14 protein-coding genes and 1 pseudogene are annotated in these 16569 nt (G+C 69.9%); 9 read left to right on the forward strand and 6 right to left on the reverse strand.

Annotated features, from left to right (window positions below):
• Positions 1-84: 84 nt before the first annotated feature.
• The 3 genes from rfbB to rfbA are packed head-to-tail and all read left to right on the forward strand — an operon-like array spanning position 85 to position 2923.
• On the forward strand, positions 85-1137 hold the full coding sequence (gene rfbB / locus V7Z97_RS00120) for a dTDP-glucose 4,6-dehydratase (protein ID WP_334160575.1): 1053 nt from the start codon (positions 85-87) through the stop codon (positions 1135-1137).
• A complete protein-coding gene (gene rfbD / locus V7Z97_RS00125) occupies positions 1134-2030 on the forward strand; it encodes a dTDP-4-dehydrorhamnose reductase (protein ID WP_334160576.1) in 897 nt (298 codons plus the stop codon). Before rfbB ends, rfbD begins: the two co-directional genes overlap by 4 nt.
• Positions 2027-2923 carry a glucose-1-phosphate thymidylyltransferase RfbA gene (gene rfbA, locus V7Z97_RS00130; protein ID WP_334160577.1) on the forward strand — a complete coding sequence of 299 codons (897 nt, stop codon included), beginning with the start codon at positions 2027-2029 and terminating at the stop codon, positions 2921-2923. The genes rfbD and rfbA overlap by 4 nt, the downstream gene beginning before the upstream one ends.
• A 3-nt stretch (positions 2924-2926) precedes the next feature.
• Here the strand turns inward: rfbA and V7Z97_RS00135 are convergent, their stop codons facing one another.
• On the reverse strand, positions 2927-4330 hold the full coding sequence (locus V7Z97_RS00135) for an amino acid permease (RefSeq protein WP_334160579.1): 1404 nt from the start codon (positions 4328-4330) through the stop codon (positions 2927-2929).
• Between the two features lie 116 nt (positions 4331-4446).
• On the opposite strand from V7Z97_RS00135, the gene V7Z97_RS00140 reads away from it, so the two are divergent.
• The 3 genes from V7Z97_RS00140 to V7Z97_RS00150 all read left to right on the forward strand — a co-directional run bounded on the left by V7Z97_RS00140 (position 4447) and on the right by V7Z97_RS00150 (position 9452).
• Positions 4447-6192: a DUF885 domain-containing protein gene (locus tag V7Z97_RS00140; protein ID WP_334160580.1), complete on the forward strand. Its 1746-nt coding sequence runs from the start codon at positions 4447-4449 to the stop codon at positions 6190-6192.
• A gap of 136 nt (positions 6193-6328) precedes the next feature.
• On the forward strand, positions 6329-8419 hold the full coding sequence (locus V7Z97_RS00145) for a redoxin family protein (protein ID WP_334160581.1): 2091 nt from the start codon (positions 6329-6331) through the stop codon (positions 8417-8419).
• Between the two features lie 49 nt (positions 8420-8468).
• Positions 8469-9452: a D-2-hydroxyacid dehydrogenase gene (locus tag V7Z97_RS00150; RefSeq protein WP_334160582.1), complete on the forward strand. Its 984-nt coding sequence runs from the start codon at positions 8469-8471 to the stop codon at positions 9450-9452.
• Between the two features lie 3 nt (positions 9453-9455).
• Here V7Z97_RS00150 and V7Z97_RS00155 read toward each other — a convergent pair whose 3' ends face one another.
• The gene (locus V7Z97_RS00155; protein ID WP_334160583.1) at positions 9456-10091 is read right to left on the reverse strand and encodes a helix-turn-helix domain-containing protein; all 636 of its coding nucleotides are present in this window, start codon (positions 10089-10091) and stop codon (positions 9456-9458) included.
• A gap of 162 nt (positions 10092-10253) precedes the next feature.
• On the opposite strand from V7Z97_RS00155, the gene V7Z97_RS00160 reads away from it, so the two are divergent.
• The 3 genes and pseudogenes from V7Z97_RS00160 (at position 10254) to V7Z97_RS00170 (ending at position 12535) form a co-directional block, all read left to right on the forward strand.
• Complete coding sequence (locus V7Z97_RS00160; protein WP_334160926.1) at positions 10254-11075, forward strand: UDP-2,3-diacylglucosamine diphosphatase; 822 nt, start codon at positions 10254-10256, stop codon at positions 11073-11075.
• Positions 11076-11134: 59 nt separating this feature from the next.
• Positions 11135-11311: pseudogene (locus tag V7Z97_RS00165) on the forward strand (TetR/AcrR family transcriptional regulator); the annotation flags it as partial.
• A 126-nt stretch (positions 11312-11437) separates the two neighbouring features.
• Positions 11438-12535, forward strand: a complete 1098-nt coding sequence (locus V7Z97_RS00170) for a glycosyltransferase family 4 protein (protein WP_334160928.1) — start codon at positions 11438-11440, stop codon at positions 12533-12535.
• Here the strand turns inward: V7Z97_RS00170 and V7Z97_RS00175 are convergent.
• The 4 genes from V7Z97_RS00175 to phnC all read right to left on the reverse strand — a co-directional run bounded on the left by V7Z97_RS00175 (position 12532) and on the right by phnC (position 16422).
• On the reverse strand, positions 12532-13698 hold the full coding sequence (locus tag V7Z97_RS00175; protein ID WP_334160584.1) for an OprO/OprP family phosphate-selective porin: 1167 nt from the start codon (positions 13696-13698) through the stop codon (positions 12532-12534). The two genes, V7Z97_RS00170 and V7Z97_RS00175, sit on opposite strands and share 4 nt — an antisense overlap.
• A 107-nt stretch (positions 13699-13805) precedes the next feature.
• On the reverse strand, positions 13806-14621 hold the full coding sequence (gene phnE / locus V7Z97_RS00180; protein ID WP_334160585.1) for a phosphonate ABC transporter, permease protein PhnE: 816 nt from the start codon (positions 14619-14621) through the stop codon (positions 13806-13808).
• Positions 14621-15631: a phosphate/phosphite/phosphonate ABC transporter substrate-binding protein gene (gene phnD / locus V7Z97_RS00185; protein ID WP_334160586.1), complete on the reverse strand. Its 1011-nt coding sequence runs from the start codon at positions 15629-15631 to the stop codon at positions 14621-14623. The genes phnE and phnD overlap by 1 nt, the downstream gene beginning before the upstream one ends.
• Entirely contained in the window at positions 15628-16422 is a 795-nt protein-coding gene (gene phnC / locus V7Z97_RS00190; protein ID WP_334160587.1) for a phosphonate ABC transporter ATP-binding protein, read from the reverse strand. Before phnC ends, phnD begins: the two co-directional genes overlap by 4 nt.
• Positions 16423-16569: the final 147 nt, after the last annotated feature.

Here is a 16569-nt window from a genome sequence, read left to right on the forward strand (position 1 = left end):
GCCGGCGACTTTTCGTTGTAAGAGGGCGCGGGGGATGGTCGACCGCCGCGGCGGCTGGGGCCGCAACGAGACTAGAAAGACCGCATGAAGATCCTGATTACGGGCGGCGCCGGTTTCATCGGATCGGCCGTGGTGCGCCGGGCCGTCGCCGACGGCCACGAGGTGGTGAACCTCGACGCCCTGACCTACTCCGCCAACCTCGAGAACGTTGAAGGCGTCGCCGGACACCCCGGCTACGCGTTCGAGCAGGCCGACATCTGCGACCAGGCCAGGGTGCGCGAGATCTTCGCCAGGCACCGCCCCGACGCGGTGATGCACCTCGCCGCCGAGAGCCATAACGACCGCGCCATCGAGGGTCCGCTGGACTTCGTGCGCACCAATGTCGTGGGCACCGCCGTGCTCCTGGAAGCCGCCCGAGAGCACTGGAACGGCCTTCCGGAGCCGGAGAAGGCCGACTTCCGTTTCCATCACGTCTCCACCGACGAGGTGTTCGGCGCGCTGGGCGACGAGGGCGACTTCACCGAGGAGACGCCCTACGACCCCAACTCGCCCTATTCGGCGTCGAAGGCCGGGGCCGACCACCTGGTGCGCGCCTGGGGCCGGACCTATGGCCTGCCGGTGGTGATCACCAACTGCGCCAACAACTACGGCCCGTTCCAGTTTCCGGAGAAGCTGATCCCGACGGTGATCACCCGGGCCCTGGAGGGCAAGACCATCCCGGTCTACGGCGACGGCCGCCAGGTGCGCGACTGGCTGCACGTGGACGACCACGCCGACGCCCTGCTGCTGGTGCTGTCCAAAGGTCGGCTGGGCGAGACCTACTGCATCGGCGGCGACAGCTCGAAGCGCAACATCGAGGTGATCCGGATGCTCTGCGAGCACCTCGATCGCCTGGCGCCCGCCAACACCCACCACGCCGAGAAGATTACCTTCGTGACCGACCGGCCGGGCCACGATTTCCGCTACTCCATCGACGACAGCAAGCTGCGCGCCGAGCTCGGCTGGCAGGCGAAGATGCCGCTGGAGGCGGGGCTCGAGGACACCGTGCGCTGGTACGTGGAGAACCGCGGCTGGGTGGAGCGCATCCGCGAGCGCGGCTTCCATTCCGAGCGGCTGGGCCTCGTCAAGGCGTCATGACCGTCCGCATCCTGCAGTTCGGGACCACCGGCCAGGTGGCCCGCGAGATGATCCGCCAGGCGCCCGCCCACGAGGTGGCGCTGACCGCCCTCTCCCGCGACGACTGCGATTTCGAGGACCCGGAGAAGGCCGCGCGCCTGGTGCGCCACCACCATCCCGACCTGGTAGTGATCGCCGCCGCCTACACCGCCGTCGACAAGGCGGAGGAGGAGCCCGAGCGGGTCTACGAGATCAATGCCGAGACCCCCGGCGCCATCGCCGGCATGTGCGGCGCGAACGGTCCGGCGCTCGTCCACTTCTCTACCGACTATGTCTTCGACGGGGACAAGGGCGCGCCCTACGTCGAGGAGGACCGGCCGCATCCGGTCAACGTCTACGGCGAGATGAAGCTCTCGGGGGAGACCAATGTGCTGAGCGCCTGCCCCCGGGCGCTGGTGCTGCGCACCTCCTGGGTGGTTTCGGCGCATGGGAAGAATTTCGTGAAGACCATGCTCAGGCTGGCCGGCGAGGGGAACCCGATCCGGGTCGTGGACGACCAGTTCGGCCGGCCCACCGCGGCCGCCGACCTCGCGGGCTTCGTGCTCGCACAGGCCCCGCGGCTGGTCGTCGCCAAGGCGGGCGACCCGGTCTTCGGCCTGTTCCACTTCGCCAACGCCGGCGAGACCAGCTGGAAGGGCTTCGCCGAGGGTGTCTTCGCCGAGGCCCTCGGCGATCGGGCCCCGAAGGTGGAGGCGATCGCTACCGCCGACCGGCCGGCGCCCGCCCGCCGCCCGCTGCGCGGCACCCTGGACACCGGCAAGCTGGAGCGCGTCTACGGGGTCACGCCCCGCCCCTGGCGCGAGGCCCTCGCCGAGATCGTCGCCGAGCTGAAGACCGAAGGAGCCGTCGCATGAGGCGCGGGATCGTTCTCGCCGGCGGGTCCGGCACCCGGCTGCATCCGCTGACCCTGGCGGTCTCCAAGCAGCTGCTGCCGGTCTACGACAAGCCGATGATCTACTACCCGCTGTCGGTCCTGCTGCTGGCCGGCGTGCGCGAGATCCTGATCATCACCACGCCGGAGGACCAGGCCGGCTTCAAGCGTCTGCTGGGCGACGGCTCGCACCTCGGCGTGCGCTTCGAATATGTGGTGCAGCCGCATCCCGGCGGCCTCGCCGAGGCCTATCTCCTGGGCGAGGAGTTCGTGGCCGGCGAGCCCAGCGTCATGATCCTCGGCGACAACATCTTCTTCGGCCAGAACTTCAGCCAGATGCTGAAGAACGCCCACGGCCGCGAGCACGGCGCCACGGTCTTCGGCTATCCGGTGCACGATCCCGAGCGCTACGGCGTGGTGGAGCTGGGCGCCGACGGCCGGGCGCTGTCCATCGAGGAGAAGCCGGTCCAGCCGAAGTCGAACTTCGCGGTGACGGGGCTCTATTTCTACGACGGCCGGGCGAGCGAGATGGCCAAGACCCTGACCCGCTCGGCCCGCGGCGAGCTGGAGATCACCGCGCTCAACCAGCTCTACCTGGAGGCCGGCGAGCTGCACGTGGAACTGCTCGGCCGCGGCTTCGCCTGGGAGGACGCCGGCACCCACGACAGCCTGATCCAGGCCGGCGAGCTGATCCGTACCTTCGAGCAGCGCCAGGGCCTGCGCATTGGCTGCCTGGAGGAGATCGCCTTCCACCACGGCTGGATCGATCGCGAGCAGCTGATCGCGCTCGCCGACCGCCTGGCCAAGAGCGAGTACGGCCGTTACCTGCGCCAGCTCGCGGACCGCCCGCCCGGCTTCGACGAGCCGGCGGAGTAGGCCCTACGCCAGCCGGCTCTTCAGTCGTCCGTAGAGCAGGTAGACCGCCACGCCGACCGCGTTCCAGACGAAGAAGAAGACGATCGTCTTCGCCGTCAGGCTGGTGAACAGGTAGAGGCAGCCCGCGATGGCCGCGGGAGCCACGAGCCAGACCAGCGGCGTCCGGAACGGCCGCGCCAGGTCGGGGGCCCGGCGGCGCAGGACGAGCACTGCAACGGCCGTGGCGATGAAGGCGGCCAGGGTCCCGGCGTTGGCCAGGGCGGCGATGTCGGCGAGGGGCACGAGGCCCGCGATCAGCGCCGCGATCAGGCCCGTCAGCAGGGTCACGGCCGTGGGCACGCCCCGTCCGCTGACGGTGGCGAGCCGGGTCGGCAGCAGGCCGTCCCGGGCCATGGCGAAGAACACCCGGCTCTGCCCGAACATGAAGACCATGATCACCGTGGGCATGGCCACCACCGCGGCGCCCGCGATCAGCGAGGCGGCGGCGCCCTGGCCCATCTCCCGCAGCACGAAGGCCAGCGGCTCCTCGCTCCGGGAGAAGACGTCGAACGGCGTGGCGCCCAGGGCCGCGGCCGCCACCACCATGTAGATCAATGTGCAGAGCGCCATCGAGCCCACGATGCCGATGGTCAGGTCGCGGGCCGGGTTCTTGGCCTCCTCGGCGGCCGTGGAGATGGCGTCGAAGCCGTAGAAGGCGAAGAAGATGATCGCGGCCGCCCCCATGACTCCGAACTTGCGCCCGTCCTCGGCCGAGACCGCACCGTAGCCGTAAGGGGCGAAGGGGCTGAAATGGCTGGCGTCGAAGGTCGGCAGGGTGATCGCCACGAAGGCGGCGAGCGCCACCAGCTTCACGACCACCAGCACGAAGTTGACCGTCGCGCTCTCCCGCGTGCCGATCAGCAGCACCCCGGTCACCACCAGCGCGATGAACACGGCCGGCAGGTTGACGATCCCGCCGGCCTCCGGCCCGGCGAGCAGCGAGGCGGGGACGGGCCAGCCGGCCTGCTGGATCAGGCCCGAGGCGTAGGCGGCCCAGCCCACGGAGACGGCGCTGCAGACCAGGGTGTACTCCAGGATCAGGCTCCAGCCGACGATCCAGGCCAGCAGCTCTCCGAGGCTGACGTAGGCGTAGGTGTAGGCGCTGCCGGCCTGGGGCGTGAGGCTCGCCATTTCGGCGTAGCAGAGGGCCGCGAAGGCGCAGACCCCGCCCGCCACCGCGAAGGAGAGGATCACCGCCGGGCCCGCCAGCCCCGCGGCCACGCCGGTCAGGGTGTAGATGCCGGTGCCGATGATGGCCCCGACCCCCAGGGCCACGAGGTGCGGCCAGCCCAGGGTAGGTTTCAGCCGGTGGCCGCTCTCCGAATGGGCGGCGGCGGCCACCGGCTTGCGGCGCGTGACGAAGCTCATGAAGGCCCTCCCCGGCGAAGCGCCACCTTTGCCCGCGTCGCCGCGGCGCGACAAGCCTTGGCGCCGGGCGCGGCGGGCGCCAGCTTGGCCGCGCAATCGTCGGGGGAGTGTTCCGCATGCGTCGCCTGGTCCTGGCCTTCGTCCTTGTGCTGCTGGCGGCGCCCGCTTTCGCCCAGGATTCCGCCGTCGCCCGGGTGATCGCAGACTACGAAGCCTTCTGGCTGGCCGACGACCCGATCACCGCCGGCCGGCTCGGCGACCGCGCCGCGCTATCGAAGCTGCCGGACGTCACCCCGGCGGCGGACGCGAGGCGGAAGGCCGCGCTGGAGGGCATCCAGGCCCGGCTCAGGGCGATCCCCGACGCCGGCCTCACCCCGGAGGCGAAGCTCAACCGCGACCTCCTGGCCTGGATCGTCGACAGCCAGCTGCAGGCGCTGGCCTTCGACGTGGCGCGCATGCCGCTCTCCTCGGACGGCGGTTTCTACGACACCCTCGGCTACCTGGCGCAGACCACGCCGATCCGCTCCACGGACGACGCGCGGGCCTGGGTCGCCCGGCTGGAGGCCGCGCCGAAGGGCTGGCGCGACAACATCGAGAACACCCGCCGCGGCGTGAAGACCCGCTTCACCCAGCCCCGCTCGAGCGTCGAGGTGGTGCTGAAGCAGATGCGCCAGACCGTCGCCACGCCCGTGGACCGGGATCCGCTGCTGCAGCCGCTCGCCGCGCTGCCCGACACGATCCCGGCCGCCGAGCAGGCGGCGCTGCGGGCCCGCGGGCGGGCGGCGGTCGAGGCGCTGCGGCCCGTCCAGAGGCAGTTCATCACCTTCCTGGAGCGGGAATACCTGCCGGCCGCGCGGCCGCAGCTCGGCGCGCGGACCCTGCCCGACGGCGAGCGCTACTATCGCTGGCTGGTGCGCGACCACACCACCACCGACCTTTCCCCCGACCAGATCCACGAGCTCGGCCGCGCCGAGGTGGCTCGCATCCGGGCCGAGATGGACGGGGTGATGAAGGAAGCCGGCTGGACCGGCGACCTCGCCGGCTTCATCGCCATGCTGCGCAAGGATCCGCGCTTCTACGCCACCACCCGCGAGGACCTGCTGGAGAAGGCGTCCGAGATCGCCAAGCGCATCGACGACAGGCTGCCCGGCTGGTTCGGGACCCTGCCGCGCCTCACCTATGGTGTGCGGCCGGTGCCGAAGGAGATCGAGCAGGCCTACACCACCGGCCGCTACTTCCAGGGCAGCCCGCAGCAGGGCGTCGCCGGCGGGTACATGGTCAACACCTACGCCCTCGACCAGCGGGCGCTCTACGAACTGCCGGCGCTGACCGCCCACGAGGCCGTGCCGGGCCACCATCTGCAGATCGCGCTGGCCCAGGAGCTGGAGGGCAAGCCCGCCTTCCGCCGCGAGGCGCCGGCCTTCACCGCCTTCGTGGAGGGCTGGGGGCTCTATTCCGAACGGGTGGCCGGCGAGATGGGGATCTACCGGACGCCCTACGAGCGGTTCGGCCAGCTCTCCTACGAGATGTGGCGCGCCTGCCGCCTGGTCGCCGACACGGGACTCCACTGGAAGGGGTGGAGCCTCGACAAGGCGCGGGCCTGCTTCACCGAGAACACGGCGCTCAGCCCCCTGAACATCGAGGTGGAACTCGCCCGCTACGTCTCCTGGCCGGGCCAGGCGCTGGCCTACAAGGTCGGCGAGCGGAAGTATGTCGAGCTGCGCGAGCGGTCGATGACCGCGCTGGGTCCCCGCTTCGACGTCCGCCGCTTTCACGACGCGGTCCTGCTCGCCGGGCCGCTGCCCATGGACGTGCTGGATCGCCGCATCACGGACTGGATCGCCGCCGAACAGGGTCGATGACGCCCCCGTCATCGAAACAATTATGAAACGTCGGTATGCTGGAAATGGCCTCTAAACGGCGTTAAGTTTGGAGCAGGCGCGCCGACGCGATGATTTTCGCGATCGAGAAATGCTCCGATATTGGGAGGACTATGGGATGATCGCTGCACGCATTTCCGTGCTCGCGGCCCTGGGGAGCTCGGCGCTCCTGTTCGGCTGCACCACCGACGGGGCGCCCAATGCGCTCGCCAGCGGCGAGGCCGCTTCCGCCACCGAATCCGTCGTCGCCGCGGCCCTGCCGACTCAGGTCGACAACTTCATGCTGACCGACGCCGACTACATGGGGCATGAGCTCTACCGGCTGGCGGACGCCAAGGCGGTCGTGATCGTCACCCACATGAACGGCTGCCCGATCGTGCGGGCGATGACGCCGGCGCTGAAGGAGCTGCGGGACGCCTACAAGGACAAGGGCGTCGAGTTCCTGATGCTGAACTCCGCCCTGCAGGACAAGCCCGAGACGGTGAAGGCCGAGGCGGCCGAGTTCGGTCTCGACATCCCCGTGCTGATCGACGCCAACCAGCTGGTCGGCGAGCAGCTCGGCGTGACGCGCACCGCCGAGGTGTTCGTGATCGATCCGAAGACCTGGAAGGTGATCTACCGCGGCCCGCTCGACGACCGGATCGACTACGGCGGCGCCCAGAAGGCCAAGGTCACGCCGTTCGCCGCCAACGCGCTCGACGGCCTGCTGGCCGGCAAGCCGACCGTGCAGCACGCCAGCCTGTCCACCAAGGGCTGCCTGATCGACTTCCCGGAGCGCGCGAAAAAGGCGCAGCACGCGCAGATCTCCTACGCCAAGGACGTGGCGCCGATCCTCGAGGCCAAGTGCGTGGGCTGCCACCAGCCCGGCTCCATCGGCCCGTTCGCCATGACCAGCTACGAGATGGTGAAGGGCTTCTCGCCGATGATCCGCGAGGTGATCCGCACCGACCGGATGCCGCCGTGGAACGCCGATCCCCACGTGGGCAAGTTCCAGGATGACAAGAGCCTCACCAAGGCCGAGATCAAGACTCTCGTCCACTGGATCGAGGCGGGCGCGCCGCGCGGCGACGGGGCCGACCCGCTGGCCCAGAAGGAACGCCACGCCGCCGACTGGCCGCTCGGCAAGCCTGACCTGATCCTCGACATCCCGGCCTACAAGATCCCGGCCTCGGGCGTCGTGGAGTACCAGCGTCCGTTCGTGGCCAACCCGCTGACCGAGGGCAAGTGGATCAAGGCGTCGACCTACAAGATCGGCGCCCGCCAGGCGGTGCACCACTACCTCTCCGGCTACATCAACGAGGTCCCGGCCGCGGGCTCCCAGGTGAACGAGATGCGCTGGGGCGCGGGCGTCGGCGGCTACGCCGTGGGCGCGGAGTCCACCTACTGGCCGACGAACGTCGGCACCTACCTGCCGCCGGGCGGCGCCGTGGCCTTCCAGGCCCACTACACGCCCTACGGCAAGGACGTCGTCGAAAAGTCCCAGATCGGCCTCTACTTCTACAAGGACGACGAGAAGCCCGACCTGATGATGCGCAGCACGGTGGTGGTGGACAATTCCATCGTCATCCCGCCGGGCGCGGCGCGTCACAAGGAGACCGCCTACGTCGAGTTCCCGAAGGAGGCGCTGCTCTACTCGGCCTTCCCGCACGCCCACTACCGCGGCTATGCCTCGGACCTGTGGGTGCAGTACCCGAGCGGCGAGAAGAAGCTGCTGCTGGCCATGCCGCGCTACGACTTCAACTGGCAGCGCGAGTACACCTTCGCCGAGCCGATCAAGATCCCGGCCGGCTCCAGGGTCATCGCCAACTACTGGTACGACAACTCCAAGCGGAACCCGGCCAACCCGGACCCCAGCAAGGAGATCGTCTGGGGCGACCAGTCCTGGGAGGAGATGTTCTACACGGCGCTCCGCTTCCGCTGGATCGACGAGACGGCCACCAAGCAGGTCAACTACGACGAGCTGATGAACCAGACCCGCATGGTCGGGATGATGGACGACAACGTCGACGGCAAGCTGCAGAAGGCTGAGCTGCGCGGACGGGCCGGCGAGATGATCGGCAAGTACTGGGCCATGCTCGACAAGAACGGCGACGCCGCACTCGACAAGGCCGAGATGGCGGCGGCCCAGGCGATGATGGGCCGCGGGCGGCGCGGCGGCGGCCAGAACGCCGCCATGCCGTCGGCCGAGCCCGCTCCCGGCGGGCGCTAGCCCGTCGGACGCTGGTCAGGCGGTCATCGGCCGGCCATAGTCGGCCGGGATGCGACTGCTGATCTACGAACCCTCCTACCGGAGGCTTGCGGGCTCGATCTCTCCGGAGGTCGAGCCCGTTCTCATGAACGACGCGGGCGAGACGACGCTGGCCGGGCGGCCGGTGACCATCGAGGCGGCGGCCGTGGAGGCAGGCTGGATGAACGCCGACCTGTGGGCCGGCGGTCCCGGGCGCGACTACGCCGTGGCCCTCCTCAAGTCGCCCGGGCTGCGCTGGGTGCAGAGCGGGGCCGCGGGCTTCGACAATCCGGTGTTCGGCAAGCTGATCGAGAAGGGCGTGACGCTCACCACCAGCCACGGCCAGGCGGTGGGCATGGCCGAGTACGTCGTCTGGGGCGTGCTCGACCACTTCCAGCGGGGGCCGGAGCGGCGTGCGGCCCAGGCCCACCACGCCTGGAACCGGCTCGCCTTCCGCGAGGTTGCCGGCTCCCACTGGCTGGTCGTGGGCTTCGGGGCCATCGGCCAGGGCGTGGCCCGACGGGCGCGGGCCTTCGGGGCCCGGGTGACCGGGGTGCGCCGCAGCCAGGCTTCGCATCCGGACGCCGACGCCATCGCCCCGCTCGCCGACCTGCCTCGGCTACTGCCCCACGCCGACGTGGTGGTGCTGTCGATCCCGCTGACGGCGGAGAGCCGCCATCTCGTGGACGCGGCGTTCCTGTCGGCCATGAAGGACGGCTCGGTGCTGGTCAACGTGGGCCGCGGCGGCCTGGTGGACGAGCCCGCCCTGCTGGCGGCGCTCGACGCGGGCAAGCCGGAGCACGCCCTCCTGGACGTCTTCGAGACCGAGCCCCTGCCGGCCGACAGCCCGTTCTGGGATCATCCCCGGGTGATGCTGACGCCGCACGCGTCGGGGATCACCTCCGGTCAGGGGACCCGCAACGACGCCCTGTTCCTGGACAACCTCGGCCGCTTCGTCCGGGGCGAGCCCCTGCTGAACGCGGCAGACCCGAAGGACGTGCGGGCCGGACGCTAGGCCCTACTCCGCCCAGAGGTCCTGGCCGTCGCCCTTGCGGTTGAGGATGCGCACGGCGCGCTTGACGACCGCCAGCAGGCGCTCGCGGCGGGCCGCTTCGTCATAGGTCATGGCGCCCTTCGCCAAGCCCTCCAGCAGGAAGCGGCCGAGGTCGCGGCTGGTCTGGAAGCGCGGGTCGGCGCCGGCCTGCACCATGGCGCCGAAGCGGGCGCCCACCTGGGCGTGGTCGAAGGCGCTCTGGGCCGCCGCCAGCCGCTCGCGCAGCATAGGGTCGGTGCGGGCCGCCGCCTCCAGCTCGGCGAAGGCCACGAACGGGAGCTCGTGCAGCAGGGCCCAGTAGGCGTCGATGGCGTGCTCGGCGGCGTCCACGCCCGGCGGATGCGGCCTGGAGCCCGCCTCCTCGAACAGGCGGGCGCGCTCCAGCTCGATGTGGGCGACGGCGGCCTCCACCAGCTCCTCGCGGCTGGCGAAGTGGTAGAGCATGGCCCCGCGGGTCAGCCTGGCGGCGTCGGCGATCATGGCGTTGGTGGCGGCGTGGTAGCCCACCTCCGCGAACAGCCGCATCGCCGCGTCGAGAATACGCGCGCGCGTGCGCAGCGACTTGGGCGTGGCCTTCGCCGGATAGGTTCTGGCGTCCATCGGGACCAATGTTTCGGCGACCTGGGGAGGGTCTGCTCTAGCTGAATACCTACCAACAGAAGGGGAGTTCGAACCAGAGCTTCAAGGCCGCACCCGCGAGGTTTCACGAAACCGACATGCAATCAGCCTAGCGGCTGTTCAAAATCCAGGCGTTGGGAGCGCATCGTGGGCGATCCTGGAATCCGGCGTTACCGAACCGTCTTCCTGTCCGACATCCACCTGGGCACGCGCGGCTGTCAGGCCGAGCTGCTGCTCGACTTCATCCGGCACATGGAGTGCGACCAGCTTTACCTGGTGGGCGACATCGTGGACGGCTGGAAGATGAAGGGCGGCTGGTATTGGCCGCAGAGCCACAACGACGTGGTCCAGAAGATCCTGCGGCTGGCCCGCAAGGGCGTGACGGTCACCTACGTCCCGGGCAACCACGACGACCGGGTGCGCGACTTCTGCGGCATCCATTTCGGTGGCGTGGTGGTGGCCCGCGACGCCATCCACGAGACCGCCGATGGCCGGCGCTTCCTGGTCACCCACGGCGACGAGTTCGACGGGGTGGTGCAGCATGCCAAATGGCTCGCCTTTCTCGGCGACTGGGCCTACCGCGCCCTGCTCTCGACCAACACCCTGATGAACCGCGCACGGCGCCGGATGGGGTTCGGCTACTGGAGCTTCTCCGCCTTCCTGAAGACCCGGGTGAAGAACGCCCTGCAGTTCATCGAGGACTTCGAGGCCGCCGTGGCCGAGGAGGCCCGCCGGCGGGGTGTCGACGGCGTGATCTGCGGCCATATCCACAAGGCCGAGATGCGCGAGATCGATGGAATCGTCTATGTGAACGACGGCGACTGGGTGGAAAGCTGCACGGCCCTGGTGGAGCATCCCGACGGCCGTCTCGAGATCCTGGAGTGGGCGAAGCTCCGCCACTGGTCGGCCCTGGACCGCGTCCTCCTCCCGCCTCCCACGGCCGAGCCCGAGGCGATCGCCGCGTAACGCGGTTCAATTGACACCCCCGGCAAATTGGTGACAGTGCCGCTGCCATGAAACCGCCCATGCCCCCCAGCCTGCGCGACCGGCAGCGGGCGGAGACCCGTGAGCAGATCCTCCAGGCCGTGGGCCGGCAGCTGGAGGGCGGTCATTCCCTGGAAGACTTGAGCTTCGCGGAGATCGCCCGCGACGCGGGCCTCGGCGAGCGTACGGTCTACCGCTACTTCCCGACCAAGGAGGCGCTCCTGGGCGCCTTCTGGGCATGGATGCAGAACCAGGCGGTGGCCGCCTCGCCCGACAAGCCGAAGCCCCGGGCCATGCCGCGGGTCCGCGAGGCGATCACCGCGGCGCGCGACACCCAGCGGCCGATGCGCATCCTGCTGGCCACCGACGCCTGGGAGCCGCAGGTGAACGGCGTGGTGCGCACCCTCACCCGCGTGGTCCGCGAACTGGGCGAGATGGGCCACACGGTGGAGGTGATCCACCCCAACCAGTTCAAGACCTTCCCGCTCCCCACCTATTCCGAGATCAAGGTGGCGATCGGCGTCTACGAGCCGGTGCAGGAGCGCTTCAAGGCCTTCGAGCCCGAGGCCATCCACATCGCCACCGAGGGCCCCATCGGCCTTGCGGCGCGACGCATCTGCGTGGAGTGGAAGCTGCCGTTCACGACGAGCTACCACACCCGCTTCCCGGAGTATGTCTCGGCCCGGCTGCCTTTGCCGCTGGCCGCCGGCTACGCCTACATGAAGTGGTTCCACAAGCCGTCGGGCCGGCTGATGGTGGCCACGCCGACCATGCGCGACGAGCTGACCCAGCACGGCTTCCGCAACATCTCGTCCTGGTCGCGCGGCGTCGACACCGAGGCCTTCCGCCCGCGCAAGGACGGCGAGCCCGACGTCTTCGAGGACCTCGCGCGGCCGGTCTTCCTCTATGTCGGCCGCGTCGCCGTGGAGAAGAACATCGAGGCTTTCCTGGGCCTCGACCTGCCGGGGACCAAGGTCGTCGTCGGCCCCGGCCCGCAGCTCGACGAACTGAAGGCCAAGTACCCCAAGGCGGTGTTCACCGGCTCCAAGTCCGGCGAGGACCTGTCGGCGGCCTACGCCTGCGCCGACGTCTTCGTCTTCCCCTCGCTCACCGACACCTTCGGCCTGGTGATCCTGGAGGCCATGGCCTCGGGAACGCCGGTGGCGGCCTACCCGGCCCCCGGTCCCATCGACATCATCCCGAACTCCGGCGCCGGCGTGCTCGCCGCCAGCGCCACCGAGGGGCTGCGCGAGGCCTGCCTCGACTGCCTGAAGCTCGACCGCGACGCCGTGCGCGCCTTCGCCGAGAGGTTCTCCTGGCGGGCCTGCGCCGAGGACTTCCTGAAGAACCTGCAGCCCTACCCCGAGCCGGAGAAGACCCGCTTCTGGCGGCGGCTGCGCAGGCTGGCGCGCGTGCGTCGCCGCCGGCCGGAGCCCGCCTAGAAGTCGTACTGGAAGCGGAACTGCCAGGTGTCGGCGTCCACGTCGGCGCCGACCGCGGGATTGTCGTTCTTCGAGGCGGTGTAGTTGGCCATCACCCGCATGTGCGAGGTCAGGTGCCAGTTGGCGCCGAGGGTCCAGGCGGAGTACTCGCCGGCCGTGCGCGGCGCGGCGCTGATCCCGGTGAGGTCGAGGGTGTCGTAGCGGGCCGCCAGCTCCCAGGCGCCGCCGCCGCCCTCGGTCACCGGGCGCAGGACCTTGGTCCGGCCGAGCTCGCCCTTCTTGGCCTCAAGCACCCGCATCTCGCCGGTCAGGTACCAGGCGGCGGCGACGTACCAGGTGGAGAAGTCCTCGTTGCCGCCCGTGACGCGGTCCACCTCGGCCCGCGCCCATTCGCCCTGCAGGGAGAAGCGGTCGCGGATCACCAGGCCCTCCAGGCCCACCATGGTGTCGCCGTCGCCGATGGCGCCCGTCGAGGTGTAGCGGTTCCCGAAGTTGGTGTTGTTGCGCGTGCGGTAGGTGAAGGCCCGTCCGTCCTGGCGTTCGCGCACCCGGCCCCAGGCGCCCAGGTGGACCTTGGTCTTGGCCGTGTTCACCGGCGCCCAGGTGCCGCGAACCGCCACGCCGGTCATGGACGCGTCGCCCTCGGCCACCTGCACCGGGTCGGAGGCGTTTACGGAGTCCGCCACGACCGTCGCCGCCAGCGTCCAGTCCGGTCCGCCGGTCTTCACCCGCACGCCCAGCACCCGGCCGATGTCCAGCGCGTCGGTGTAGGGCCCCTTCTCGAGGAAGGTGGAGTAGCGGGACGAGGTGACGTTCTCGAGGCCGAGCGACTTGAAGTTGCCCGCGGTGATCGCGGTCGACGCGACCGGCCGGTATTCGATCAGGATGTCCTCCCACTGGGGAGGACTGTCGTCGGTCATCGAGAGCTCGCCCTTGTAGCTCCACTTCGACGACAGCTTGCCCTCGGCGCCGATCCGCGCGGTGCGCACGCGCCGGTCGTCGGCGTCGAAGTCGAGGCCGGTCTCGCGGTCCACGTCCTGGCCCACGTAGTCGAGGTAGATGCGGCCGAACACCTTGGGCGGCTCGATCGCCGCGGCTCCCGAGGCCGCGCCCAGGGTCGCCAGGACGACGCCCGCCGCCCAGCCGATGTGCCTGCCGTCCATGTCGTTCTCCTGTGCCGTGGGCGCGAGGAGGTAGAGCGCGTGGATGACATACGCGCGACAGTTCTGCGACGTTCGGCTCTCGCTTCGGCGAAGCTCGTGTGACGGCGCTAGAGAAGCCGGCTGCGCATCGCCTGGGACAAGAGGTCGATCAGCGACACCGCCACCACGATGACGATGACGATCGCCGACAGCTCGCCGTAGTTGAAGGCGTTGAGGCTCTCGAACAGCACCTGGCCGATCCCGCCCGCCCCGATCAGGCCGAGCACCGTGGCCGAGCGGGAGTTCGATTCGAACCGGTAGAGGGCGTAGGAGGTCCACAGCGGCGCCACCTGCGGGATGACACCCCAGACGATCTCCTGCAGCCGGCTGGCGCCCGTCGCCCGGACGCCCTCGACCGGGCCCTTGTCGATGGACTCCACGGCCTCGGAGAACAGCTTGGCGAGCACGCCGGCGGTGGAGATGGCCAGCGCCATCACCCCCGCGAACGGCCCAAGGCCCACGGCCACCAGGAAGATGGTGCCGATCACCAGGTCCGGGATCGAGCGCAGCAGGTTCATCAGGAGCCGCATCGGCTGCTGCAGCCAGACGGGGGCGATGTTGCGCGAGCAGGCCAGGCCGAACGGGATGGCCACGATGATGGCCAGGAAGGTGCCCCAGATGGCGATCTGGATCGTCAGCCACATCTGGCGGACGTAGATGCCGAGGTTGCCCCACTCAGGGTCGAGAAGCTGGCGGCCGTAGATCCGCATGTTCTCGGCATTGGTGAAGATCCGGCTGAAGTTGCGCATCTCCACCGGCCCGAAGGCCAGGATCAGCAGCACGATCACCGCGCCCCAGACGAGGGCGTCGGGCGCCCGCTGGGCCATGGAGCGGGTCGGCGGCGTCAGGGTCGCCGAGGGCGGTACGGTGTCGACCGGCGACATCAGACGTCCGGCTCCACGGCGCGCTTCTGGGCCGCGGCGGCGCGCACCTTGTCGAACTCGGCCTGCGCCTTCTGGACGGCGACCTGGTCGCCGCTTCGGCGGGCGTTGGCCAGAGCCTCGGCGGCCTCCATCTCGCGGATCGGATCGAGGTAGCTGTCGTCGGCGGCGCGGAAGCCGCCGTAGGCCAGGCCCTTCAGCACCTCGCGCTGGCGGTCGGCCTCGGGCCCGGTCCCCGTGCCGTAGGTCAGGAAGAACTGGCGCATCTTCTCCTTGATCGCCGGGTCCAGGTCGCGGCGGGCGACGATGGACGACTCCGGGATCGGCGGGGAGCGCCAGATCACCTCGACCTTGGCGGCGATCTCGGGATTCTGGCGGCCGGCGAACAGCAGGCCCACGGTGTTGTTGGTCGCCACGTCCACCAGGCCGTTGGCCACGGAGAAGACGTTGGCCTGGTGGTTCGCCGAGCGCACCGCCTTGAAGCAGTTGGCCGGCTCGATGTTGCGCGGCGTGAACAGGTAGGTCATCGGCGCCAGCGTGCCGGAGGTCGACTTGGCGTCGCCCAGGCCGAAGGTCAGCGTCTTGTCGCAGGCCAGCACCTTGTCGAGCGTGATGCCCGAGCCCTTCCGCACGATCAGCACCGAGCGGTAGGAATCCTCGCCGCCGGCGTCGACGACGCGGCCTAGCACCTGGGCGTCGGCCCGGCGCGTGGCCTCCAGCGCCGGAAGCGCCGAGAACCAGCCGACCTGCACCTGGTTGAAGCGCATGGCCTCGATCAGCGAGGTGTAGTTGGTGGCGAAGTACGGCTTTACCGGCACGCCGATCTGCTTCGACATGTCATCGAGCAGGGGTTGCCACAGCGGGCCCATGGACTGCTGGTTCTCGGCCGACAGGATCGAGAAGGTCAGCTCCTTGGGCGTTTGGCCCGTCTGATTGCTCGGCTCGCCCCCGCAGGCGGCGAGCCCCACCAGGGCGGCCAGCCCGAGCCCGGTCAGTACGCGGCGACCGATCATTGCGGGGCTCCTTCCCAGAACACGTCCTCAAACTCCGGCCCGTAGATGTCGATGAGCTGTTCGCGCTTCAGGCCGGCGGACGGGCCGTCATAGACCACCTTGCCTGCCTTCAGGGCGACCACGCGGTCGCAGTAGCGCAGCGCATAGTCGACTTGGTGAAGGGTCACGACCACCGTCAGGCCGTCCTCCTTGTTCAGGGTCCGCAGGGCCTCCATCACCCGGCGGGCGGAGACCGGGTCCAGGGAGGCCACCGGCTCGTCGGCCAGGATGATCTTCGCCTTCTGGACCAGCGCGCGCGCGATGGCCCCGCGCTGCTGCTGGCCGCCGGACAGGGTGTTGGCCCGCTGGGCGGCGTAGTCGGCCACGCCCATGCGGGCGAGGGCGGCCATGGCGGCCTGCTTGGTCTCGGCCGGCCAGACGCCGAACAGCCCCCGCACCGGATCGATCCGGCCGAGCGAGCCCAGGGCCACGTTGGAGAACAGGGACAGGCGGCCCACCAGGTTGAACTGCTGGAAGATCATGCCGATCCGGGTGCGGGTCTTGCGCACATTGCCGGCGATCCGGCCGTTCTCCTGCACGGGGCCGCCGAAGGCCTCGATCCGGCCGGCGCCGGAGTCGATGGTCTGCAGGGCGCTGATGGAGCGCAGGAGCGTGGACTTGCCCGAACCCGAGGGCCCGATCAGGGCGATCATCTCGCCCTTCGAGACGTCGAGGGAGACCCCTTCGAGGGCGCGGCGCGCGCCAAAGGTCTTGGACACGTTCCGTATCGACAGAACGGCGGCGTCAGGCATGGACGGCGAAAATTCCTCAGTTTGCGCGCGCAAGCGGACGAAACTCGCCGGCCGTTGCGACGGCTTCATGACACGCCTTCACGCGATCGGTCCAGCCGGCAGGCGCGCCCTGGAACCGGCGGGCGGAGAACGCCGTTAGCCGGCTAT

Source organism: Phenylobacterium sp. (assembly GCF_036821595.1).
Taxonomy (GTDB): Bacteria; Pseudomonadota; Alphaproteobacteria; order Caulobacterales; family Caulobacteraceae; genus Phenylobacterium.